Source organism: Sphingomonas sp. BK036 (assembly GCF_004216825.1).
In the GTDB taxonomy this organism is placed as follows: domain Bacteria; phylum Pseudomonadota; class Alphaproteobacteria; order Sphingomonadales; family Sphingomonadaceae; genus Sphingomonas.
Genome location: NZ_SGXR01000006.1, coordinates 478,139 through 500,579, shown reverse-complemented (window position 1 = coordinate 500,579; position 22,441 = coordinate 478,139). Strand labels below are relative to the sequence as shown.

General features: G+C 68.7%; 19 protein-coding genes. 10 read left to right on the top strand and 9 right to left on the bottom strand.

The window, feature by feature from the left end; genetic code table 11:
- Positions 1 to 19: 19 nt before the first annotated feature.
- The 4 genes from EV283_RS15545 to EV283_RS15530 are packed head-to-tail and all read right to left on the bottom strand — an operon-like array spanning position 20 to position 2,851.
- The gene (locus EV283_RS15545; protein ID WP_056416986.1) at positions 20 to 265 is read right to left on the bottom strand and encodes a Sec-independent protein translocase subunit TatA; all 246 of its coding nucleotides are present in this window, start codon (positions 263 to 265) and stop codon (positions 20 to 22) included.
- Between the two features lie 35 nt (positions 266 to 300).
- Positions 301 to 891, bottom strand: coding sequence for an SMC-Scp complex subunit ScpB (gene scpB, locus EV283_RS15540; RefSeq protein ID WP_130326825.1), 591 nt, complete (start codon positions 889 to 891; stop codon positions 301 to 303).
- Positions 888 to 1,613, bottom strand: a complete 726-nt coding sequence (locus EV283_RS15535; protein WP_130326823.1) for a ScpA family protein — start codon at positions 1,611 to 1,613, stop codon at positions 888 to 890. The genes scpB and EV283_RS15535 overlap by 4 nt, the downstream gene beginning before the upstream one ends.
- Positions 1,614 to 1,669: 56 nt before the next feature.
- Positions 1,670 to 2,851 carry a carbohydrate porin gene (locus EV283_RS15530; protein WP_242616000.1) on the bottom strand — a complete coding sequence of 394 codons (1,182 nt, stop codon included), beginning with the start codon at positions 2,849 to 2,851 and terminating at the stop codon, positions 1,670 to 1,672.
- Between the two features lie 93 nt (positions 2,852 to 2,944).
- On the opposite strand from EV283_RS15530, the gene EV283_RS15525 reads away from it, so the two are divergent.
- Positions 2,945 to 4,837, top strand: a complete 1,893-nt coding sequence (locus EV283_RS15525; protein ID WP_130326821.1) for a HAMP domain-containing methyl-accepting chemotaxis protein — start codon at positions 2,945 to 2,947, stop codon at positions 4,835 to 4,837.
- An 18-nt stretch (positions 4,838 to 4,855) separates the two neighbouring features.
- On the opposite strand, the gene EV283_RS15520 is transcribed toward EV283_RS15525, so the two are convergent.
- From EV283_RS15520 to EV283_RS15510, 3 genes are read right to left on the bottom strand one after another with little or no spacing between them, the layout of a single operon-like run.
- The gene (locus tag EV283_RS15520; protein WP_130326819.1) at positions 4,856 to 5,866 is read right to left on the bottom strand and encodes a glycoside hydrolase family 3 N-terminal domain-containing protein; all 1,011 of its coding nucleotides are present in this window, start codon (positions 5,864 to 5,866) and stop codon (positions 4,856 to 4,858) included.
- A 38-nt stretch (positions 5,867 to 5,904) separates the two neighbouring features.
- Positions 5,905 to 10,050 (bottom strand): translocation/assembly module TamB, encoded by a 4,146-nt coding sequence (locus EV283_RS15515; RefSeq protein ID WP_130326817.1) that lies wholly within the window; start codon positions 10,048 to 10,050, stop codon positions 5,905 to 5,907.
- A complete protein-coding gene (locus EV283_RS15510) occupies positions 10,047 to 12,041 on the bottom strand; it encodes an autotransporter assembly complex family protein (RefSeq protein ID WP_130326815.1) in 1,995 nt (664 codons plus the stop codon). The genes EV283_RS15515 and EV283_RS15510 overlap by 4 nt, the downstream gene beginning before the upstream one ends.
- Before the next feature lie 144 nt (positions 12,042 to 12,185).
- Between EV283_RS15510 and EV283_RS15505 the strand changes: the two genes are divergently transcribed.
- The gene (locus EV283_RS15505) at positions 12,186 to 12,383 is read left to right on the top strand and encodes a hypothetical protein (protein ID WP_130326813.1); all 198 of its coding nucleotides are present in this window, start codon (positions 12,186 to 12,188) and stop codon (positions 12,381 to 12,383) included.
- Between the two features lie 208 nt (positions 12,384 to 12,591).
- Here EV283_RS15505 and EV283_RS15500 read toward each other — a convergent pair whose 3' ends face one another.
- Positions 12,592 to 13,224, bottom strand: a complete 633-nt coding sequence (locus EV283_RS15500) for a S24 family peptidase (RefSeq protein ID WP_242615999.1) — start codon at positions 13,222 to 13,224, stop codon at positions 12,592 to 12,594.
- A gap of 91 nt (positions 13,225 to 13,315) precedes the next feature.
- Between EV283_RS15500 and EV283_RS19200 the strand changes: the two genes are divergently transcribed.
- The 4 genes from EV283_RS19200 to EV283_RS15485 all read left to right on the top strand — a co-directional run bounded on the left by EV283_RS19200 (position 13,316) and on the right by EV283_RS15485 (position 16,291).
- Positions 13,316 to 13,492: a hypothetical protein gene (locus EV283_RS19200; RefSeq protein WP_165391799.1), complete on the top strand. Its 177-nt coding sequence runs from the start codon at positions 13,316 to 13,318 to the stop codon at positions 13,490 to 13,492.
- 2 nt (positions 13,493 to 13,494) lie between these two features.
- Positions 13,495 to 13,815: a hypothetical protein gene (locus EV283_RS15495; protein ID WP_130326811.1), complete on the top strand. Its 321-nt coding sequence runs from the start codon at positions 13,495 to 13,497 to the stop codon at positions 13,813 to 13,815.
- Positions 13,816 to 13,893: 78 nt separating this feature from the next.
- Positions 13,894 to 15,078 (top strand): acyl-CoA dehydrogenase, encoded by a 1,185-nt coding sequence (locus EV283_RS15490; protein ID WP_130326809.1) that lies wholly within the window; start codon positions 13,894 to 13,896, stop codon positions 15,076 to 15,078.
- Between the two features lie 76 nt (positions 15,079 to 15,154).
- A complete protein-coding gene (locus EV283_RS15485) occupies positions 15,155 to 16,291 on the top strand; it encodes a CaiB/BaiF CoA-transferase family protein (protein WP_130326807.1) in 1,137 nt (378 codons plus the stop codon).
- 79 nt (positions 16,292 to 16,370) lie between these two features.
- Here the strand turns inward: EV283_RS15485 and EV283_RS15480 are convergent, their stop codons facing one another.
- Positions 16,371 to 17,663, bottom strand: a complete 1,293-nt coding sequence (locus EV283_RS15480; protein ID WP_130326805.1) for a sugar MFS transporter — start codon at positions 17,661 to 17,663, stop codon at positions 16,371 to 16,373.
- Between the two features lie 104 nt (positions 17,664 to 17,767).
- Between EV283_RS15480 and EV283_RS15475 the strand changes: the two genes are divergently transcribed.
- The 4 genes from EV283_RS15475 to recJ all read left to right on the top strand — a co-directional run bounded on the left by EV283_RS15475 (position 17,768) and on the right by recJ (position 22,407).
- Positions 17,768 to 18,313 (top strand): (2Fe-2S)-binding protein, encoded by a 546-nt coding sequence (locus EV283_RS15475; protein WP_130326803.1) that lies wholly within the window; start codon positions 17,768 to 17,770, stop codon positions 18,311 to 18,313.
- A gap of 396 nt (positions 18,314 to 18,709) precedes the next feature.
- Positions 18,710 to 19,696, top strand: a complete 987-nt coding sequence (locus tag EV283_RS15470) for an RcnB family protein (protein ID WP_130326801.1) — start codon at positions 18,710 to 18,712, stop codon at positions 19,694 to 19,696.
- A gap of 100 nt (positions 19,697 to 19,796) precedes the next feature.
- Entirely contained in the window at positions 19,797 to 20,480 is a 684-nt protein-coding gene (locus tag EV283_RS15465) for a 2OG-Fe(II) oxygenase (protein WP_242615998.1), read from the top strand.
- Positions 20,481 to 20,655: 175 nt separating this feature from the next.
- The gene (recJ, locus tag EV283_RS15460) at positions 20,656 to 22,407 is read left to right on the top strand and encodes a single-stranded-DNA-specific exonuclease RecJ (protein WP_130326797.1); all 1,752 of its coding nucleotides are present in this window, start codon (positions 20,656 to 20,658) and stop codon (positions 22,405 to 22,407) included.
- Positions 22,408 to 22,441: the final 34 nt, after the last annotated feature.

Sequence of the window (22,441 nt, the reverse complement as noted above, 5' to 3'; positions counted from 1 at the left end):
GTCTTCAAGTCCGCCGGCTTCAGGCAGGACGGTCGTCGCGGACGCGATTGCCGTCGCGGTCGAACGCGGGATCGGCCGACTTCTGCGCTTCGATCCGTGCCGAAGGCTTGGCGGGCGTCTCGTCGTCGTTCTCGGACATGCCCTTCTTGAAGTTCTTCACGCCCTTGGCGACGTCGCCCATCAGGTTCGAGAATCGGCCACCGCCGAGAAGGAGGATCGCGACGACCGCGAGCACAAGCAAGTGAATCGGGCTAAAACCGCCCATGGCAATTCTCCTGGAAACTGAACCCTATCTAAGCCTCATCCCGCCGCATTGCCAGCCACCTCGCCATCTTCACCGTCGTTGAGCCGATCGAAGGCGAGATCGACCGGATCGAGCAGCCCCGCGGCGCGCAGATCGTCGATCCCCGGCAGGTCGCGGCGGCTCGTCAGGCCGAAATGGACGAGGAATTCGGGCGTCGTCGCGAACATCAGCGGTCGCCCGGGCACCTCGCGCCGCCCCGCCGGTTTCGCCCAACCCGCCTCCATCAGCACGTCGAGCGTCCCCTTCGAGATCTGCACGCCGCGAATCGCCTCGATCTCCGCGCGCGTGACCGGCTCGTGATAGGCGATGATCGCCAGCGTCTCGATCCCTGCGCGACTGAGCCGGCGCGGCTCTTCGCGATCGCGGCGGAGCATGTGCGCCATCTCCGGCGCGGTCTGGAACTGCCACCGATCGCCGCGCTGGACGATGGCGATCCCGCGGCCCGCATAGTCGTCGACGAGCCGATTCAGCGCGGCGCGGACGTCGCCTGCCCCGACATGCGCGCGAATCAGATCGACGGTCAGAGGCGCATCGGCGGCGAACAGCACCGCCTCGACCGCACGGGTGAAGTCGTCAGGCGGCGTCACGATGCGCGGGCGCGCAGATAGAGCGGCGCGAACGGCTCGGCCTGGCGCAGCTCGATCCGCCCTTGCCGCGCGAGTTCGAGCGCCGCGACGAAGCTCGACGCGAGCGCGGAGCGACGCAGCCTTTCGCCCGCCTCGGGCAGGAAACTCTCGATCGCGCTCCAGTCGATCCGTTCGCCGACCAGCGTCGAGACGCGGTCGAGCGCCGCCTCCAACGTCATCACCTCGCGATCGGCGACGACGTGCATCACCGGCCGGGTCCGCGCCGAGATCCGGCCATAGGCTGTGATCAGGTCGAAGATCCCCGCCTGCCACACCGCCTTGCGCACCGTCCGCAAGCCTTCGGGGGCGCCGCGCGCGAACACGTCGCGGCCGCTGCGATCGCCCGCCATCAGCCGCGCGCCCGCCTCTCGCATCGCGCTCAGCCGCTCGAGCCGCCGTTGCAGCCTGACCGCCAGTGCCTCCGGATCGGGTTCGGCCAGCGGATCGCGCGGCAGCAGCAACGCCGATTTCAGATAGGCGAGCCACGCCGCCATCACGAGATAATCGGCCGCCAGTTCCAGCTTGAGCGCATGCGCGGACTCGACATAGCCCAGATACTGCTCGGCCAGCGCCAGGATCGAGATCCGCCGCAAATCCACCTTCTGCCCGCGCGCGAGCGTCAGCAAAAGGTCGAGCGGCCCTTCCCACCCGTCCAGCTCCAGCGTCAGTTGTGCGTCGTCCATCGCCCGACGGTACAGCATCGCATTCGATTGGGCAGCGGTGGATGTCGGCGCGATCTTCAGCGGGAGAAGGCAGCGATCAGGCGAAAGCCGACCACCAGGGCCGACTTGCGCCCACCATCGGCGAACGCGCGACGGATATACTGGACGTCGGGCTGGACCGACAGGAACGGCGCCACCTTGTCCTGATAGGTGAGTTCGACGCCCGTCTCGGCGGCATCGGCGGACCCGCCCGAATCGCGGCGCATGCGGCGGAACGCATTCGACAACCGGCCCTGTGCGAGGCCAACCGACAGCTGGCCGTCGGGGCGGCCCGGAACGAGCCCGTTCGCGAGCAGACCCAGCTGGAATCCGCCGCGGAACGGCGTTGTCCGCCCTTCCGACACGCCAGCGCGAAAGAAGAGATCGACACCGTGATGCTCGTCACCCGACAGATGCTGGTCGATCAGGACATAGGCGCCTGCTGCGGTCCGCCGGAGCGGCACGCCGCTGCCGTCGCACGCCGCCATGTCGTCCTGATGCCGCGTATAGCCCCAGGCGCCGATCGCCAGCTTGCCGTTCGTTCGCGTCCCCGCCTCGGCGATCAGCAGCGCGCCGTCGTGCATCCCGAAGTCGATCCCCGCGGTATCGCCCAGCACGCCCGCGCGCGCATTCACGACCGCCGCGCGGATATAGCCCGAACTGGCGATCGCCACGTTCAGCCGCATCGTCAACGCGGTCGAGGGAAAGATCGACGGCCCGTTGGGACCGGTCGCCGCGAGTTCAGACCCGATGCCGAACGCCGGCGCGACCAACAGCCCCGCCGAATCATTCTGGTAGAAATCGACGTTCAGGTCGGACAGTCCCACCAGCAATGCCGCACGACCACCGGCAATGTCCTGCTCGACCCACGCCTCGTACAGCTTGGCGCGGCCCTCGGCGACTTCGATATTGTCGACGCCCTGCAACGTCCCCGCGAGCGCGTTGATCGCCCCGCCATGATTGCCCAGCAGATGCAGATGCGCGCGCGCGCCGCCCCAGCCCGCCAGCCGGTCCAGATCGCCATCCGCGGTCAGCTCGGCATTGCCCAGCACACGCGCACCTCGCTTGTCCCCGCCCGCGACGTTGCCCATCAGATCAAGGACGTACCGCCCCTCGACCGTGACGGCGCGGGGCGCGGATTCAAGTGCGTCGGACTGCGCGGCAGCCGGATGAGTCCAGGCCGCCGACAGTAAAAGTGCCGGCAGGGCAAATCGAGACACTGCCACAATATTCACGCGCTATCCTCCGGCCAATCGAGCTTGTCCTATTATAGGATTGTAATTTTGCCCGAGTCCGGAAGAGGTCGCCAAAACATGTCACACTCGAAGTCCAGAGCGCGCGATGCGATGTCGCTGAACCGTGCCATTCGTATTTCAGGAGCGGTCCTGTTCGGACTGATGCTGCTCTGTGGCGCGACCGGCATCGTCGCCGCCTGGATGCAGACGGCCGCGCTGCAGCGCCAGACCACGGCAGCCGCGCTGTTCGCCAACCACGAGGGCGCGGACATGATGCACGATGCCATCCGCAGCGACGTACTGGCCGCGTTCCAGGCCGCGGAGCCGGGCAGCACGCTCAAGAGCACCGACATCCTGACCGACTTCCGCGGCCATCTCGTCGAGCTGCGCAAGGGCATCGCCGCGGACTCGGCTTATACCGGCGACGCCTCGGTCGCTGCGGTCACCTCGAAACTGGCAGCGCCGATGGAGGCGTATGTCCGGTCCGCCACGCAGATCATCGATCGCATCGAGCGCCGTCCGGACACCGCGCGCGCCATGCTGCCCGGATTCTTCGTACAGTTCCGCCATCTCGAGGTTGCGATGGGGGCGGCGTCGGAGGCGATCGAGGCGAATTCGCAGCGGTCCGCGGATGATGCGAAGCGAATCGGCCAGATCGCGATGATCCTTCTCGTCATCACGCTGGCGATCGGCATTGCCGGCACGATCGCCTTCGTCGTGCTGGCGGTGCGCCGCGTCGTCCAGCCGATCATCGTGCTGGCAGACACGATGCGCGAACTCGGCGACGGGAACCTCGCCGCCGAGGTGACGGGCGCGGATCGCGGCGATGAACTGGGCGACATGGCCAAGGCGATGCTCGCGTTCCGCAACCAGTTGCAGGCGGCCGAGGCAGCGAAACAGGCGCAGGCCGCGCTGATCGTCGACAGCCTGGGCACGGGCCTCACTGCGCTGGCGGATGGCGACCTGACCGCCAAGATCGTCGCCGATCTCCACGCGCCGTTCACCGGGCTGAAGGATAATTTCAACAGCGCGATCGACAGCCTGCGCGGGCTGATCGGTTCGGTCGCGCAGGGGACGATGATGATCAGCACCGGATCGCAGGAGATCGCGCAGGCGAGCGAGGATCTCGCCCGCCGCACCGAAGGCAATGCCGCCAGCCTGGAGGAGACCGCCGCCGCGATCGCGCAGATGGACCAGCGCCTGCAGGCGACCGCGGTCGCCGCCGGGCAGACCGTCGAGCGCGCGGACGGCGCGATCGCCACGGTCGCCGGCGGACGCGAGATCGCCGATGAGGCAGTCCAGGCGATGACCCGGGTCAGCGAAAGCGCGAAGGGCATCGACAGCGTGATCGAGGGGCTCGACAAGATCGCGTTCCAGACGCGCGTGCTCGCGATGAACGCCGCAGTCGAGGCGGGGCGTGCGGGCGAGGCGGGACGCGGGTTCGCGGTCGTCGCCGATCTCGTATCCGCGCTGGCGATGCGCGCCGAGGAAGAGGCCGGACGCGCACGCGACCAGCTGACCGCGACGCAGGCCGATATCGGCACCGCGGTGGAACGCGTGCAGCGCGTCGACGGTGCCCTGTCGGCAATCTCGGCGGATGTCCGCGGCGTGCACACGCTGCTCGCCGAGATCGCCGACGACAACCGCGCGCAGTCGACCGCGATCACCGATATCAGCACCGCGGTCACCGCGATGGATCAGGCGACGCAGCAGAACGCGGCGATGGTCGAGCAGACCTCGGCCGCCGCGCGCAACCTCACCTCGGAGGTCGCCGCGCTGACCGAACAGGCCGCGAAGTTCCGCGTTGGCGCGTCGTCAGGACAGGCGAGCCGGTTCGCGAGCGGGTACGGGGCTGGCCGAGCGGCGCTTCGGGCGAACTCACCACAGCGTGAAGCTCGGGTGCCGGCGGCGAAGGTCCCCGCCATGGCGGATGCCGGCGCGTTCGACGACGACGGGTTCGAGTCCTTCTAACGCTGCCCCGGCCGCCCGCTACGCCGCGCGCGACGCCTCTAGCAAAGCGTCGCGCGTGGCGATGAGCGCCGCGAGATTGCCGTTGGCGGTGCCGACCGACGCCATCGCGCGATCAAGCCGCGCGCGCGACACGGCAGCCATCGGCGCGAGCCGGTCGGCGATCTCGACCATCTCGTCCATGCGCGCCCAGCAATCGAGCACGACGTCGCACCCCGCCGCGATCGCGCCTGCCGCCTTGTCGCCCGCCGTCCCCGACAGCGCCTTCATGTCGATATCGTCGGTCATCAACAGCCCGTCGAACCCGATCCGGTCGCGAATGATCCGATCGATCACGATCGGCGACAAGGTCGCGGGGCGGTCCGCATCCCAGGCGTCGAACACGATGTGCGACGTCATCCCCATCGGCGCCTGATTGAGCGTGCGGAAGGGTTCGAGGTCGACCGCGAGCTCGGCGTCGGTCGCGGTGACGGTCGGCAGGTGATGATGCGTGTCCAGCTTCGCGCGACCATGGCCGGGCATGTGCTTGACGATCCCGACGACGCCGCCCTCGGCCAGCCCCTCCAGCATAGCCCGCCCCAGCGCCGCGACGCGCATCGGGTCCGACCCGTAAGTGCGACAGGAGACCGCCTCGGTCGTATCGGGCTGCGACACGTCGAGCAGCGGCGCGCAGTCGACGGTGATGCCGACCTCGCTGAGCATCACCCCCAGCGCCTGCCCGTTCGCGCGCGCCGCCTGGATCGCGGTCATCGGTGCGCGCTCATAGGCGGCATCGAACACCGGCCCCGCCGGAAACGCCGGCCATTCGGGCGGCCCCATCCGCGCGACGCGGCCCCCCTCCTGGTCGATCAGGATCGCCAGATCGTCGCGACCCGCCAGCGCGCGCAGCGAATCCGTCAGCGCGCGGACCTGCCCGCGGTCGACGATGTTGCGCTTGAACAGGATGTAGCCCGCGGGCTCGCACGCGGCAAAGAACGCGCGCTCGGCGGCGGTGAGGACGGGGCCGGACAGGCCGAAGATGACGGGCTTCATTGGCCTCCCCTAGCGAAACGGACGCGCGCGATCATCCGTCAATAATCCTTCGACACGCGAACGTTCGCGCTCTGCCGGCCGAGCGTGGAAATGCTCGACAGCAGCGACAGCCAGCGCGTGACCTGGAACTCGACCTGCGTCGCTGAATAGCCCTGCCCGTCGGTCACGATCTCCGCATACAGCCGGCGCGTGACGTATTTGCCCGCCGCGATCGACGTGCCCTGCCCGGTCTGCGGATCGGCGGGCAGGATTCGCAGGCGGTCGAGCCCGGCGGCGCGACGCACCGCGTTGATCGGGTTCAGGCCATTGCCGCCCCCCTGCAACGCCGCCACCGCCGCGGCCAGCTGCAACGCCTCGGGCGCGGACAGATTGGTGATCGAGGTGCCGAACAACAGCCGCGAGAGCAGTTCGTCCTCGGGCAGCGCGGGCGTGCTGGTGAAGCCGATCTCGGGTTTGAGCGCATAGCCGGTCACCCGGATCGACGCGCTGAGCCCGGTCGAATCCGCGTTCGCCTCGATATCGAGCGCGGGGTTGGCGGGCACCTGCCCGTCGAAGCGGATGACGCCGCGGGCGAGTTCGAACTGGCGGCCGGCAAACTCGTAATCGCCGCGGATCAGCGTCGCGCGGCCGGTGATCGCGGGGTTTTCGGGCTGGCCCGCGATCTGGAGATTGGCGGACCATTCGCTGGTCAGCCCCAGGCCGCTGACCATCACCTGGTTCGGCGCGCGCGCCTTGATCGCGAGTGCCCAGGGCTTGGCCGGCGTCGCGACCTCCTCGCCGCCGTCGGGCAGGTTGATCTCACGGATGTTGAGCTGCGGCACCGCGCTGGCGGCGGTGGCCTGACCGAGGCGGTAGCGGCTCTTGTTCAACACCACGTCGCCCGCGATCGTGCCGCCCGAGCCGTTCGACTTAAACGTCAGGGGCCCGGACACGGTCGCGCCGATATCGTCGCGGTTGATCATCACCGCCTTGTCGGCCTGCAGCGTCAGGTCGAGCCCGATCCCCGCGGCGGCGGCGAATTCGAACTGGCCACTGCCGGTGACTCGCCCGCCCTTGCCCGCATCCGCGCCGAACCGGTCGATCACGAGCCGCGATCCGCCGAACCGGCCCGTTGCCTGCACGTTGGTGAGGACGGTGCCCGTGGTCGCGCTCTCGATCCGCGCGCCGTTCGCCTGGACGACCCCGCGCAGCGTCGGGTTGGCGAGCGTGCCGACGACGTCCGCGCCGATCGCGACCGGGCCGGACAGGTCGAACAATTCGACTCCGGTGAGCCGCCACAGCGTATCGGCGGGGCCGCTGTAGCGCAGCTGCCCGAACAGCCGCGCGTTGCTGATGCGGGACGCGAAATCTCCCGGCCCCAGCGGAGATAGCTGAGCCTGCGCGCGCCCGATCGTCTTGCCGCCCGATGCGATGACCGCGCGCAGGCCGAGCTTGTCGGGCGAGAGTACCGCCGCGACACCGACGTCGATCGGGCGCGACGACAGGACGAGGCCGGCGCGGCTGAGACCGCGGATCGTCACGTTCGCCTTGCCGGTCGGCGCGGCGCCGTTCGCGGTCGCGACTCTGACGCTGCCCGACGCGCTCCCGCTGAGGCCGAGTCCGGGATAGGCGATGTCGAGGATGGCAAGCGGCATCCGCGTCAGGCTCGCATCGATCGCGGTGCTGGCCGACGTGAAGAGCCCGCCGATCTGCGCCTCGCCACCCGAAAAGCTGAGCTTGGTCGGCGCGAGGTGCCAGCCATCCTCCGCCTGCATGACGATAGCGGGGGTCAACAGCTTCAGCGGGCGGCCGTCCAACGTGCCTTGCGCCGCGATCGCATAGCTGGTCGCGGTGACCTGCGTGACGCTCTGGATGTCGAACGCCCGCCCGCGCGACCCCGCGATCGACGCACGGATCGTGCCGACGCCGCCGCGCAGCGAGGCACTGCCGTTGAAACGCGCAAGGCTCAGCGTACCCCGCCGCAGCCCAAGCCCCGTCGCGGTCGCCTCGATCGACGTGCCGGCAGGATCGAGCAAGGTGACGAAATCGAGCTTGCCCTGGCGCAGCACGACGGTGTCGAGCGTCGCGCCCCTGGCGGCGAGATGCCCCTCGATCCGCTGGATCTGGCCGACCGGGCGGAACAGGAGTTCGCCCGAGACGCCCCCGCCGGCGACCGCCAGCTGCCCGTTAAAGCCGCCATCGACGACCGCGACGTTGCCGCTCGCGCGCGTGCCGGCGACGTTCAGCGCGGCGACCTGGATCGTCGCCCCCGCGCCCGGCGGCAGCAGAATCGCGCCGTTGCTGGTGAACGGCCCGAGCCGCGATCCGCCCGCCGCGGTGAACGCGAAGCCCTGCGGCGTCGGATCGAGATGCGCGCGGACGTTCGACAGGCCGAGCGTCGCGTTGGGGCTCGCGAACAGGAGGTCGAGCGTCGGCTTCTCGATCTGACCATCGAGATTCAGCGTCACCGGGCCGTAGGTCTGCTGGCGCCCGCCGCCCTCGAAGTGGAACGTCCCGTCGCGCCGGCGATAGCCGTTGCCGGTCAGCCGGATCTGTGGCGCGGTCAGCACCAGGTTGGTGAAGTGCAGCACGCCGTCCGTGGTGCGTTCGAGATTGGTGGTGATCCGCGGCAGACCACCCGCAAGGCTGCGGAAGAACGCGTTGTCCAGCCGCACCATCTGCGCGCTGCCCTGCCCGATCACGCGCGTGCCCTTGCGGTTCGGGCCGGGCACGACTCGCAACGTGGATTTCACGTCGACGATGCCGAGCCCGGGGATCAAATACCGGCCGAGCCCGCCATTGACGCCCACCTCGAACTGGCCGTTGCGCAGATCGACGATCAGGTTGATGCTGCCCGTAAGCTTGTCGGACCGCAGCCGGAGCGCATCGCCAGTGAGCAGCGTAGGCGTCACGCGGAGCTGACCGTCGACCGACAGGTTGCGCAGGATCCCCCCCGCGACCGCGCCGACCCCGGTCACGCGCGCGGCGGTGAAGCGGATCGGCACCGTCACGGGCGCGGCGGACAGGCGCCCCTTGCCCGCGGCATGCGCATCCTCGAACCCGGTCTGGTCGAAGGCGAAGCGGCGCGCGTCGATCCGGTAGTCGAACGACGCGGTCGCGAACGGTCCGTCGAGGATCGCGCGGAGTTCGACCATCGCCCCGCTCATATTGTCGAACAGCGCGGGCGGCTTCAGCAGCCGCGCCTTGATCCGCACGTCGCGAAACGCGTTCGCCCCCAGGTCGACAATGCCCGTCGTATCGACCGCCAGGGCAGGCGTGCGCAGCGAGAGCTGCCCCTCGAGCCGGCGGCTGGCGAACGTCGCGCTGCCCGCGACCAGCACGCGCGGTGCGGTCAGCCGTTGCAGCCGCCCTTTCAGCAGCGACGACGGCGCGAGCGTACCCGACAGCGTGTAGCGCCCGGCAACCTGCGCCAGCGCGAGATCGACGACTCGGGTCGCGCCGATCATGCCGTTGGCGCGCCCGGTCCATTTGGCCCAGCTGCCATCGCCAGTCACCGCCAGCGCGACCGGGCCCTTCGCCCTGACCATCCGCGCGAGCACGCCATTCGCGGCCCCGCGCGCCGCGACGTCGATATCGAAGCGATCGCGCGCCGGTTCGGCGTCGATCCGCAGCTTCAGATTGTCGCTGCCCGCAACGCGCGCCTTCAGATCGACCAGCGCGCGGCCCGCGCGGATGTCCGCCCGTCCCGCGACCTGCGCGACCCGCTCGGTCCCCAGCACGCGCTTGGCCAGCGTCAGCCGCCCGACCGACAGCGTGCCGATATGGATGTCGAACTCGGGCAGGATGGGTCCGCGCGTCTTCGACGGCCGGGTGCGCGGCGTGTGCGTCAGCACCGCGCGATCGACGATCAGCCGGCGTATCTCGAGCCGGTTCGAGAACCAGTCGAACGGCGACCAGTCGAGCGTGACGTTGGGCGCCGCAAACACGAGTCCCTCGAGATCATACACGCGCAGATCGGCAAGCCGCGTATCGCCGTACAGCGATCCGTCGATCCGCCCGACCGTGAAGCGCAGGCCGTTGGCGGTCCTGATCGCCGCGATCCGGTCCGCAACGAAGCGGTGCCCGATATCGGTATCGACGATCAGAAGCGCCGCGCCCAGGATCGCGATGAGCCCGGCGATTGCGCCGACGATCCAGCGCCACCACCGAACGCCACGCCGGGGAACGGGTGCGTCCTCGGTCAAAACGCCTGCCCCAGCGACACGTACACCGCGATGCGGCTGTCGCCCGGCTGCGGGTTGATCGGCGTGCCGACGTCGAGCCGGATCGGGCCGAAGTTCGAATAATAGCGCACGCCGATCCCGGTGCCATATTGCAGCCCGGTGAACTTGGGCAGCGGCGAAGTATAGATGTTGCCCGCGTCGAGGAACGGCACGATGCCGAAATTGCCGAACGCCTTGATCCGCGCCTCGATCGAGAATTCGGTCAGGCTGCGGCCGCCGATCGGATCGTTGTTGGGATCGCGCGGGCCGATCGACTGATAGCCATAGCCGCGCACCGACGCGCCGCCGCCTGCATAGAAGCGCCGCGACGGTGCCACCTGATCGCGCGGCGCGCCGACGATCGTGCCGAGCCGGGTGCGCGCGGCGAGCACCACGCTGTCACCGAACGGCTGATAGACGCTGCCGTCGAACTGCGTGCGCGTATAGCCGAACACCGCGCCCTGCAGCGACACCTCGGGGCTGAGCCGCCCGCCGAGCCGGAACCCCTTGGTCGGATTGAGCAGATCGTCCGACCCGTCATAGTTCAGGCTGGTCGGCAACGCGCCGATGAAGAACGTCCGCCGCCGCGGGTCGCCCGTCGACACGATGACGTCGCGCTCGTCCGACGCGATCAGCTCGGCCCCCAGCGACCAGGTCCAGGTCTTCTGGAAGAAGATGTTGGTCTGCCGCTCGAGGCTGCCGGCGAGCGAGAAGGTCTTGGCGTCATACGCATCGCGGTTGGTGTGCACCCCGGACGCCTGGAGCGTGAGGACCCGGTCGCGCGCGTGGAAATTGTTGCGCCGGAACACGATCGAGCCGAGCTGCTCCTGCGTCCCCAGCACGCCGCGGACCGTCAGCGCGCCCTCGGGCGGGAACAGGTTGCGGTGCGTCCAGCTGAGTTCCGCGCGCGCGCCCTCGCCCGTGCCGTAGCCGAGCTCGCCCGCGACGGTATGCGGCGGCGCCCGATCGAGCTTTACCGCGACATCGACGGTGTCGGGCGTCGCGCCCTGGACCGGCTTCAGATCGACCGCGGAGACCAGGCTGGTCTGAATCAGCGCGCGGCGAAGATCGTCGAGTTTCGCCGCATCATAGACGTTGCCGGGCGAGAAGCGCGCGATCTCCGCGACATGGTCCGCGCCGAACACGCGGTTGCCGGGCAGCGCGACGACCTGCCCGAACTTGCGCTGGCCGCCGGGTTGCACCGACAGGTCGAGCGTCGCGGTGCGGGTCGCGTGATCGACGACGATCGCCGGATCGCCGACCTTGGCGAACGGAAAGCCCTCGCGCCCGATCTGCGTCGTCAGCTTGGCCTGCCCCGCGACGATCGCGTCCGAATTGACCGGATCCTCGGGCTTCACGCCGAACGCGGTCACCAGCCCCGGCGCCTTGTCGCCCGCCGCGGCGATGCCGTCGATCGTCACGCCCTTGAAGGTGTAGAGCGTGCCCGGGCTCGCCGCGAGCACGACCATCGGCTTGGCGCCCGGCTCGACCCGCGTGACGACGCTGGCATCGTAATAGCCCTCGGCGCGCAACAGGCTGTTGAGCAGGTCGGCATCCTCGCGCGCGCGACGATCGAGTTGCGCGGCGTTGGCCGCCTGGCGATCGTTCGCGTCGAGCGTCGAGAGCGCGGCGAAGCGCTGGCGCAGCAGCGTGTCGTTGATCCCATCGATCCCGTCGATCCGCCACGCATAGCGGCTTTCGGTATTGGCATCGATGGCGGCGACCGTGGCGGCGGGATCGATCGGCGCAGACGCGAGATCGGTCCAGTCGACGCCGATATCGGGCAGCGCGGCGAGCGGCGAATTGGGGTCGAGCGACATCGGCGTGTCGGTGGGTGCGCGTGCCGGAGTCTGTGCCACCGCAGGCGCGGTTTGCGCGCTCGCGCCCGGAACGCCACCCAGGGACACGGCCCCGGCTGTCGTCAGAACGAAAAAGGCGGCGGCCGGCCCGGCTCGCCCGACGCGGAACACCATGTCCGGCTCCTAGCCGGGCTTGTCGTGGCGGAACAGTATGTAACGCCGTATTTCCGCCACGTTTCGTCGGCGCGACCGATCACGCGTGGCAGGCGCCTATGGGGGTGGCTGGCATCGCACGGTCGCCCGTGGCAGGACATGCCGATGGCCGATCCCACTTCCCGCGACACCCTCCCCCCCCACAAGGATCCCAGCGCCGCGGGCGGGTTCCTCGTCGCGCTCGGCATGCTGGGCGGCGTCGGAGTCGGCTTCGCGATCGGTCAGGCGACACCGGGGTTCCTGATCGGCACCGCGATCGGCGTCGCGGCGGCGGTCTTGGTGTGGTTGCGCGACCGGCGCTAAAGGCCCCGCCGCCGCCCCATCCGTTCTTCCTGAGTAGCGGCCGCAGGCGGCGTAACTTCTAATCCTCCCCCGCCAGGGGGAGGTGTCACCGCAGGTGACGGAGGGGGAAGACACGGAACAAAGGTTGGCGCCTACCTCCCCCTCCGTCAGGCTACGCCTGCCACCCCCCCTTGCGGGGAGGATCACTCGGACCCGCTAGCTTCTCCCGTCAGCGCGGCTCGCGCATCTGCCAGACGACCCGGCCGATCACGACGATAGGCCCGTCGGGAACCGGCCCCGCCGCCCGATTGTCGCTGGTCGCCACCAGACTCCCGCCCGAGAGCGCTACCCGCTTTACCATCACCGCATCGTCGATCCGGATCACGTAGAGCCCGCCCTTGCTACGCGGCGTCCGATCGGCGGTGTCGACCACGATGTGATCGCCGTCGAACAGCCCCGGCTCCATCGACGTGCCGCGGACGCGGATGATCGCCGCCTGTCCGTCCTTCAGCCCGAGCCTGCGCGCGAGGCCGGGGTCGAGCGTATCGGTCCCCAGCACGATCTCGCCATCGACCTGCGCGCCCGGCCCCGCCGACGCCGCGACGTCGAGCTTGCGGATCCGGAACGCTGCCACGCGGTCGGCCGGGGCGCCGAGAACGCCCTCGCTCACCCCGAGATACGCGGACAACAGTCGCCGATCGCGCTCGCCGAGCACCCGCGGCGACCCCCGCCGCACATATTGCTGGAGATAGGCCGGGTTGCGCCCGAGCATCGCCGAGAGCGCCGCCAGACTGTCGCCGCGCGCCGCCGCCAGCGCGGTGAGCGCGGTTCTCGGGTCGGGATCGGATGCGGTTTTCGACACCGTCGGATCGTAGCGTAGGAAATTTCCTAGACAAGTAGGATTTGCGGGAACAGATCAGGAACGCGAGGTACAAGACTCGGGAGGAGCGACCGTGACGATTCTGGTGAAGATCGATCGATATCTACGGCAGACAGGTATGCCGATGACCAAGTTCGGACGGCTGTCGGTGGGCGATCCGCGACTCGTCCACGACCTGCGCCGCGGCCGCCAGGCGCGCGCGCCGATGGTGGCGCGGATCGAATCGTTCATCGAAGGCACCGGAGCATGAGGATGGACGCGCTCCGCGGCCCCGACGCCGGCACGCTGTTGATCCGCGCACTTCGAAACAACGCGCTAGCGGCTGGCGTGACGATGCACATCGCCACGATCGCGTGCACGCCATGGGCGAGCGCGACGTTCGTCGGCACGCAGCACCAGCTGACGATCGCCGCCGATCCCGTACCCGGTCTTCGAGACTGGATCGATTCGCTCCCCGATGCGGAGTTCGCGATACGCGGGCATATCGTCGCGGATCTGGCGATCGACCGCGTCGAGTCAATCGACGGCCGGCAGCATGTGACCCTCGCGATACTTACGCTGATCGATACGTAAACCGCCCACGCGCTCGCCGTGGGGGGTGGACTTTCGACCGTCGAACCACGAAGTCGGCGGTCAACGAAGGAGATGACGATGGCCGGGATGGGCAAGTTCGACTGGGCAGATCCGTTCCTGCTCGACGATCAGTTGAGCGAGGACGAGCGGATGATCCGCGACAGCGCGAAGGCGTATGCTGACGACAAGCTCGCGCCGCGGATCATCGACGCGTTCCAGCACGAGCATACCGATCCCGCGATTTTCCGTGAAATGGGCGCGCTCGGGTTGCTCGGGCCGACGATCCCCGAGGAATATGGCGGCGTTGGTGCCTCCTACGTCGCCTATGGTCTGGTCGCGCGCGAGGTGGAGCGGATCGACTCAGGCTATCGCTCGATGATGTCGGTGCAGTCGAGCCTCGTTATGTACCCGATCAACGCGTTCGGCTCCGAGGCGCAAAAGAAGAAATACCTGCCCAAGCTCGCGACCGGCGAGTGGATCGGCTGTTTCGGGCTGACCGAGCCCGATGCAGGCTCCGATCCGGGTGGCATGACGACGCGCGCGAAGAAGACGGCCAATGGCTATCTCATCTCGGGCGCCAAGACGTGGATTTCGAACTCGCCGATCGCCGACGTGTTCGTGATCTGGGCGAAGTCCGACGAGCATGGCGGCGGCATCCGCGGCTTCATCCTCGAACGCGGCATGAAGGGGCTGGAGACGCCGAAGATCGAGGGCAAGCTGTCATTGCGCGCGTCGATCACCGGCATGGTGATGATGGACGAGGTCGAGGTCGGCGAGGACGCGCTGCTCCCCGACGTGCAGGGGCTGAAGGGGCCGTTCGGCTGTCTCAATCGTGCGCGCTACGGGATCTCGTGGGGCGCCCTCGGCGCCGCCGAATTCTGTTTCCATGCCGCGCGGCAGTACGGGCTCGATCGTAACCAGTTCGGCACGCCGCTCGCCGGACGCCAGCTGTTCCAGAAGAAGCTGGCAGACATGGAGACTGAGATCGCGCTCGGGTTGCAGGCTTCGCTCCGTGTCGGGCGGCTGATGGACGAGGGCCGGTTCGCGCCGGAAATGGTCTCGATCGTGAAACGCAACAATGTCGGCAAGGCGCTCGATATCGCGCGGATGAGCCGCGACATGCACGGCGGCAACGGCATTTCGGGCGAGTATCAGGTGATGCGCCACCTGATGAACCTCGAGACGGTCAACACGTACGAGGGCGCGCACGACGTCCACGCGCTGATCCTCGGCCGCGCGATCACAGGTATCGCGGCGTTTTGAGAACGGCCCCCTCCCCCATGTGTCCCCGCGAAGGCGGGGACCCAGTCTGGGCTCCCGCCTTCGCGGGAGAACATAGTTGAAGGACACCCCCCTCGCCGGGCTGAAAGTCGTCGAACTCGCCCGCATCCTAGCCGGCCCGTGGGCGGGGCAGGTGCTCGCCGATCTCGGCGCCGACGTCGTCAAGATCGAGAGCCCCGCCGGCGACGACACGCGCAGCTGGGGCCCGCCCTTCATCGACAACCCCGACGGCACCCGCGACGCCGCCTATTTCCACGCCGCCAACCGGGGCAAGCGCTCCGTCGTCGCCGACTTCACCACCCCCGAAGGCCAGGCGATCGTCCGCGACCTGATCGCCGACGCCGACGTCGTCATCGAGAATTTCAAGGTCGGCGGGCTCGCCAAATACGGGCTCGACTACGCCAGCCTCACCGCGCTCAACCCGCGGCTCGTCTATTGCTCGATTACCGGATTCGGCCAGGACGGCCCCTATGCCCCCCGCGCCGGCTACGACTTCATCGTCCAGGGGATGAGCGGAATCATGGACCTTACCGGCGAGCCCGAAGGCGCGCCGCAGAAGATCGGCGTCGCCTTCGCCGACATCATGACGGGGCTGTATTCCGTCATCGCGATCCAGGCCGCACTTGCGATGCGCGAACGCACCGGCCGCGGACAGCAGATCGACATGGCGCTGCTCGACACGATGACCGGGGTGCTCGCCAACCAGGCGATGAACTGGTTCGCCAGCGGCGTCTCGCCGACCCGCGTCGGCAACGCGCACATGAACGTGTGCCCCTACGCCGTCTTCCCGACCAGTGACGGGTGGTTCATCCTCGCGGTCGGCAATGACGGCCAGTTCCGCCGCTTCTGCGATGCGATGGACCTGCCCGCGATGCGCGACGATCCGCGGTTCGCGACCAATGCCGGGCGCCTCGCCTTCAAGGACATCTTGTTCGCGGGGATCGAGGCAGCGACCTCGCAGGTGCCGAAGCTCGCGCTGCTCGCGCGGTTCGAGGCGGTCGGCGTGCCCGCCGGGCCGATCAACACCGTCGCGCAGGCGTTCGACGATCCGCAAGTGATTGCGCGAGGGATGCGGATAGATCCGGAGCGTCCGGATGGGTCAAGCGTGCCCGGGCTCCGCACACCGATCCGCTTCTCAGACGCCGATCTCGCGACCGGCCGCGCGGCACCGACCCTTCCGCGTCCGTCATCCTGACGAAAGTCAGGATCCAGAGCCAAGAGCGTCATCCGCCGTGGCTCTGGATCCTGGGTCGAGCCCTGGATGACGAATGGGTTCAGGCGACCGCGACCACCGGCTTCCGCGCATACAACCCATAGGCCAGGATAAGCGCATAGCAGATCGCCGGAAGCAGCAGCGCAAAGTGCAGGCTGCCCGACGTGTCCGCCAGCATGCCCGTCAGATACGGGATGATAGCACCACCGACGATCGCCGTGGCGATCACGCCCGACCCTTCGGCCGCGCGCTTGCCAAGACCTTCGGACGCCAGCGAAAAGATCGTCGGGAACATCACCGCATTCATTAACCCGATCGCGAGCAGCGCCCAGCCCGAGATCGCGCCCTCGGTGTTCGCCGAGATCAGGATCAGCGCCAGCGTCCCCGTCGCGACGCCCGCGAGCACCTTGCCCGGCGAAACCTTGTTGAGGATATACGCGCCGATGAACCGGCCGACGAGCGCGCCGCCCCAGTAGAACGGCACGTGCTTGCCCGCCGCGACGTCGCTCAGGCCCATGACGCTCGGCTGCATCAGATAGTTCACGATCAGCGAGCCGACCGCGACCTCGGCACCGACGTACAGGAAGATGCACGCCGCCCCCATCGCGAACCGCGGGCGCTTGAGCAGCGTGAACGCGTGGAAGATGCTGCCGGTCTGGTCCTGCTCCTCGTTGAGCCGGTTGCGCCTCGTCCACACGACCGCCGCGACGATCAGCAGCGCGATCGCGAGGCCGATATAAGTGTGCACCACCGTGCTCGACGATTCGCTGCGATACGCGTCGAGCGCGGCGCCGGTGAGCTTGGACGAGTCGACCGTGGCCAGCCCGCCGAGGATCAGCGCAGAGCCGACATATGGGAAGATCGTCGTGCCGAGCGAGTTGAACGCCTGCGCGAACGTCAGCCGGCTCGAAGCGGACTTGGGATGGCCGAGCGCGGAGATCAGCGGGTTCGCGACCACCTGCACCACGGTGATCCCTGCGCCGAGCACGAACAGCGCGAACAAGAACATGCCGAAGCTCGCCTGCCCGGCGGCGGGAATGAACAACAGGCAGCCCGCAGTCATCGTCACGAGGCCGATCGACGCGGTCCGCATATAGCCGGCCTTGCGCACGATCGCCGCGGCGGGGATCGAGAACAGCGCATAGGCGAGGAAGAACGCCGACTGGACCAGCATCGCGGTCGCATGGTCGAGCGTGAACAGCTCCTTCATCTTGGGAATGATGATGTCGTTCAGCGAGGTGATGCCGCCGAAGATGAAGAACAGCGCGAACACGAACACGCGCAGGTCGGGCGCGTCATAGCCGTGGCTGGCATCGCCCCCGGCTGCTGCGGTGGATTTGGTATCGACGTGCATCGTGTAGCGCCCTCTCGCGGTATTTGCGCGCGACATAAGCCGGGGTGGCGACGCGTGGCAATGCCGCGTGGTGCGATCCCGCCCCGCGGGCTAGGACGGCCGCCATGAGCCGCCTTACCGTCAACGACGAACCGATCGACTATAAGCTCGATCCCGACACGCCCCTGTTATGGGCGCTGCGGGACGCATCGAACCTGACTGGCACCAAATATGGCTGCGGCACCGGGCAGTGCGGCGCGTGCACGGTCGATATCGACGGGCGAGCGGTGCGCAGTTGCCGAGTCCCGATCGGCTCGATCGAAGGGACCTACGTCACGACGATCGAAGGACTGTCGCGCGAGCGCAATCATCCGGTGCAGCTCGCCTTCATCGCGGAGGCCGTCCCGCAATGCGGGTTCTGCATCCCCGGCATGGTCATGGCAGCCGCAGCGTTGCTGGCACGGAATTCCGACCCGAGTGAGGATCTGATCCGTGCGCAGATTACCAATTTGTGCCGGTGCGGCGTGTATCCGCGCGTGGTCGAGGCGATCCAGCGTGCCGGGCGGGCGATGCGTGGGGAGGAAGTCATCCCCGCGGGGCCCCGGCCGGGAATAGATCCCGCGGACTCCGCACGACTGGTCCCAGCACTGGTGCCGCCGCCGGCACGGTAGCGCACGCCGCTCAGAACCAGGCATGTTCTCCCGCGAAGGCGGGAGTCCAGTCTGGGCTCCCGCCTTCGCGGGCAAGGAGGAGCGATCCGACGCGTTGCGCTGTGTACCACACCCGACTGCCACCAGCGTACCCGGCGCCTCCACCGCCTTACCCCCCCGGCGAAGGCCGGGGCCCAATTGGAACGTCCGCAGTAATGAATCGCGCGCTTCGTTACCTATCATCCCCAATTCGACCCCGGCCTTCGCCGGGGTGGATAATTTCGAACGGGTGCCAGGTATCCCGACCAAACCTGTCTGATCGCTGACGATTCCATTCAGCCTTCCCACACACCGCTTCGCCTAGACAGGCTCCATCATAGGAGCCGGCTCGTGCGCCGGCAGTCGAGGACGACGGCGATGACGGGGAAGTTTCTCAAACTCTTGATGGCAGCGTCGGCATTGGTGCCGGCAACCACGATGGCGACCGCCGCCACCGCGCAGCAAATCGACCAAGACCGCGGTGAGCGCGGTGACCGCGGCGGCAACGATGGTCCGCGTCAGGATCGCGGCCAGCGCCCCGATCGCGGACCGCGACCGGACGGCCAAACCTTTCAGCAGCAACGCCCGGACCGTCCCGTTGCGCCCAACGAAGGCCTGCGCCCGCAACGCGCCGATCTCGGTACGCAGCCGCAAGTCCGCAGCGGCGGCCCCGATGGCCGCGGCCGTCCCGACTGGAACGGCCAGCGCGGCGACCGTCAGGGTCGGAACGGCCAGACGCGCCCCGATCAGCAGGCAGGCCAGCCGCGCGGCGACTGGAACCGCGGCCCGGGCCGCCCCGGCCCCGATCGCCCGGGTTTCGATCGCCCCGACTCAGGCCGCCCCGGTTTCGATCGTGGCGACCAGCAGGCGGATCGCGGCCGGTTCGATCGCGACGGCGACCGTCCGGATCCGCGCGGCAACGGATGGGACGGACGGGGCCGCGACGGCTACCAGAACCGGCAGCCCAACCGCGCCTATGGCAACGTCCAGGGCTATGGCCGCGGTGGCTATGACCGGGGCGGCTACGACCAGCGCCGCTACAACCAGGGCGGCGCGTGGAACCGCGGCTGGCGCACCGACAACCGCTATGCGTGGAGCAACTACCGCGCGTCGAACCGCGGCGCCTATCGCCTCCCGCGCTACTATGCGCCGAGCGGCTGGGGGTCGGGCTATCGCCGCTTCGGGGTCGGCTTTTCGTTGAACCGGATCCTGTACAACCAGAATTACTGGATCCAGGACCCGTACACCTATCGCCTGCCCGAGGCGTACGGCCCGTATCGCTGGGTGCGCTATTACAACGACGCGTTGCTGGTCGATCTCGACAGCGGCCGCGTGGTCGACACAGTGTACGACATCTTCTGGTAGGCGTCGCCTGCCCGTCACGCAGTAACAGGGGAGAGCCTCGCGGCGATACACTCGCCGCGGGGCTCTTGCGTTTCGGGCCCAGTTCGCCAAATCCTGCGACGTGGGTATCTTTTCAAAAGCCAAGAAAGCCGATCCGGCCATGGCACTCCGCCAGGCCGCCGGATCGCAGGTCGCCGCCCGGCTCGACGCCAACCCGGCGGTGCAGCGCATCGCGATGGCGACGGTCCAATTCTATTACCAACCAGACTTCCTCGACCCCAAGACCTGCAAGCAGCTGATCGCGATGATCGATGCCAAGCGGCGGCCGTCGACCTTGCTCTCGGACCGCCCCAACAGCAGCTTCCGCACATCGGAGAGCTGCGACATGGATCGCTGGTCCCCCGAGGTGCAGCCGACCGACGAGGCGATCGCGACCTTGCTCGGGATCGACCTGCTCCACGGCGAGACGATGCAGGGCCAGCGCTACGCCCCCGGTCAACAATTCCGCGCGCACCACGATTATTTCCACGAATCCGAAAGCTATTGGGCCAAGATGCAGGAGCAAGGCGGCCAGCGCACCTGGACCGCGATGGTGTTCCTCAACGACGTCCCCGAAGGCGGCGCGACCTGGTTCCCGCAAGCAGGCATCAAGATCGCCCCGAAGCGCGGCATGCTGCTCGCGTGGAACAACATGAACCCCGACGGCACCCCCAACGGCCTGACGCTGCACGAGGGCATGCCGGTCATGGAGGGCGTGAAGTACATCGTGACCAAGTGGTTCCGCGAGCGCCCCTGGATCAAGTGACGCCCCCGCCTCGATCCTCCCCCGCCAGGGGGAGGATCGAGGCGCAGCCTGACGGAGGGGGAGGAAAGGAGAACGACGGTTGCGTGTCCGCTCCCTCCGTCACCACCTCCCCCGCCAGAGGGAGGATCGCGGTCAACCCGCTCGACAATCCCCCCGCAGCCACTACCTCCACGCCATGACAGTTCTCGGCGTAACCTCGTCCATCCTCGGCCAGCCCTGGCGCTGGCGCGCACTCGCCGCCGACGGGCGCGATGGCTTTACCAGCGACGATCTCGTCACCACGCTGCTTCTCGCCCGCGGCTGTCCGCGCGACGCGCTCGACGCGCACCGCACGCCGTCGATCCGCGCGTTCATGCCCGACCCGTCGATCTTCCGCGACATGGACCGCGCTGCAGAGCGCCTCGCCGACGCGGTGCAGGCCGGCGAGCAGGTCGCGATCTTCGGCGATTACGACGTCGACGGCGCCACCTCCGCCGCGCTGATGATCCTCACCTTACGCGATCTCGGGATCGAGGCGCGCGCCTACATCCCCGACCGCCTGCTCGAAGGCTATGGCCCGTCGGGCGAAGCGCTCGTCCGCCTCGCCGCCGAGGGCGCCTCGCTGATCGTCACGGTCGATTGCGGCGCGCAGGCATTCGACGCGCTCGACGCAGCCCGCGACGCGCAGGTCGACGTGATCGTCATCGACCACCACAAATGCTCGACCGCGCTGCCGCACGCGCTCGCGCTCGTGAACCCCAACCGCCTCGACGAGACCGAGGGCGCCGCGCACGGCCATCTCGCCGCAGTCGGCATGTGCTTCCTCGCCGCCGCCGCGCTCGTCCGCACACTGCGCACCCGCGGCTTCTTCAAGGATCGCGCCGAGCCCAAGCTGATCGACCTGCTCGACATCGTCGCGCTCGGCACCGTCGCCGACGTGGCACAACTCCGCGGGCTCAACCGCGCGTTCGTGGCTCAGGGCCTGAAGGTCATGGGCGCACGCAAGAATATCGGCGTCGCCGCGCTGATCGAGGCGTCGCGCCTGACGCGCAACCCGACCTGCACCGATCTCGGCTTCGCGCTCGGGCCCCGCATCAACGCCGGCGGCCGCGTCGGACGCGCCGATCTCGGCGTCCGCCTGCTCACCACGCAGGACCCCGACGAGGCCCACGAGATCGCCACCGAACTCGACCGCCTCAACGAGGAGCGTCGCGCGATCGAGACCGCGGTGCAGGAGGCCGCAGACCTGCTCGCCAGCCGCGACCGCGCGGTCGCGGTCGTCGCCGGCCATGGCTGGCACCCCGGCGTCATCGGCATCGTCGCCGGCCGCCTCAAGGAAAAGCTCGGCCGCCCCTCCATCGTCATCGCGATCGACGAGAACGGCATCGGCAAGGGCTCGGGCCGCTCGATCCCCGGGGTCGACCTCGGCGCGGCGGTAATGGCCGCGCGCGAGCACGGCCTGCTCGTCGCGGGCGGGGGCCATGCGATGGCCGCCGGCCTGACGATCGCGGAGGCCGCCATCCCCGCCTTCACCGACTTCCTCGAAGAGCGGCTCGCCGACGCGGTGGAGCGCTCCAACGGCGACCGCGCGCTCCTGCTCGACGCGGTGCTGGCGGCGGGCGGGGTCAACCCCGGGCTCGTCGAATCGATGGAAGCGGGCGGCCCCTACGGCATGGGCTGGCCCGCGCCGCGCGTCGCGATGGGGCCGGTGCGCGTCATCAAAGCGGATATCGTCGGCAACGGCCATGTCCGCACGATCGTCGCGGGTGACGATGGCCGCAGCATCAAGGCGATGGCGTTCCGCGCGGCCGAAACCCCGCTCGGCCAGGCGCTGCTGGGTGCCGCGCCGCACCGAAAGCTCTGGCTCGCCGGCCGCGCGAAGATCGACGACTGGTCCTCGCGCCCCTCGGCCGAACTTCATGTCGAGGATGCGGCATGGGCCGACTAAATTCTTGTACCGAAACGCTTGACGCACCGCCCCC

Bases quoted from the DNA above. Each gene is read 5' to 3' on its own strand.
- EV283_RS15535 (WP_130326823.1), bottom strand. From the start codon at position 1,613: ATGGACGACGCACAACTGACGCTGGAGCTGGACGGGTGGGAAGGGCCG.
- EV283_RS15480 (WP_130326805.1), bottom strand. From the start codon at position 17,663: ATGCACGTCGATACCAAATCCACCGCAGCAGCCGGGGGCGATGCCAGC.
- EV283_RS15475 (WP_130326803.1), top strand. From the start codon at position 17,768: ATGAGCCGCCTTACCGTCAACGACGAACCGATCGACTATAAGCTCGAT.
- EV283_RS15510 (WP_130326815.1), bottom strand. From the start codon at position 12,041: ATGGTGTTCCGCGTCGGGCGAGCCGGGCCGGCCGCCGCCTTTTTCGTT.
- EV283_RS15545 (WP_056416986.1), bottom strand. From the start codon at position 265: ATGGGCGGTTTTAGCCCGATTCACTTGCTTGTGCTCGCGGTCGTCGCG.
- EV283_RS15505 (WP_130326813.1), top strand. From the start codon at position 12,186: ATGGCCGATCCCACTTCCCGCGACACCCTCCCCCCCCACAAGGATCCC.
- EV283_RS15495 (WP_130326811.1), top strand. From the start codon at position 13,495: ATGGACGCGCTCCGCGGCCCCGACGCCGGCACGCTGTTGATCCGCGCA.
- EV283_RS15525 (WP_130326821.1), top strand. From the start codon at position 2,945: ATGTCACACTCGAAGTCCAGAGCGCGCGATGCGATGTCGCTGAACCGT.
- EV283_RS15470 (WP_130326801.1), top strand. From the start codon at position 18,710: ATGACGGGGAAGTTTCTCAAACTCTTGATGGCAGCGTCGGCATTGGTG.
- recJ (WP_130326797.1), top strand. From the start codon at position 20,656: ATGACAGTTCTCGGCGTAACCTCGTCCATCCTCGGCCAGCCCTGGCGC.
- EV283_RS15520 (WP_130326819.1), bottom strand. From the start codon at position 5,866: ATGAAGCCCGTCATCTTCGGCCTGTCCGGCCCCGTCCTCACCGCCGCC.
- EV283_RS15490 (WP_130326809.1), top strand. From the start codon at position 13,894: ATGGCCGGGATGGGCAAGTTCGACTGGGCAGATCCGTTCCTGCTCGAC.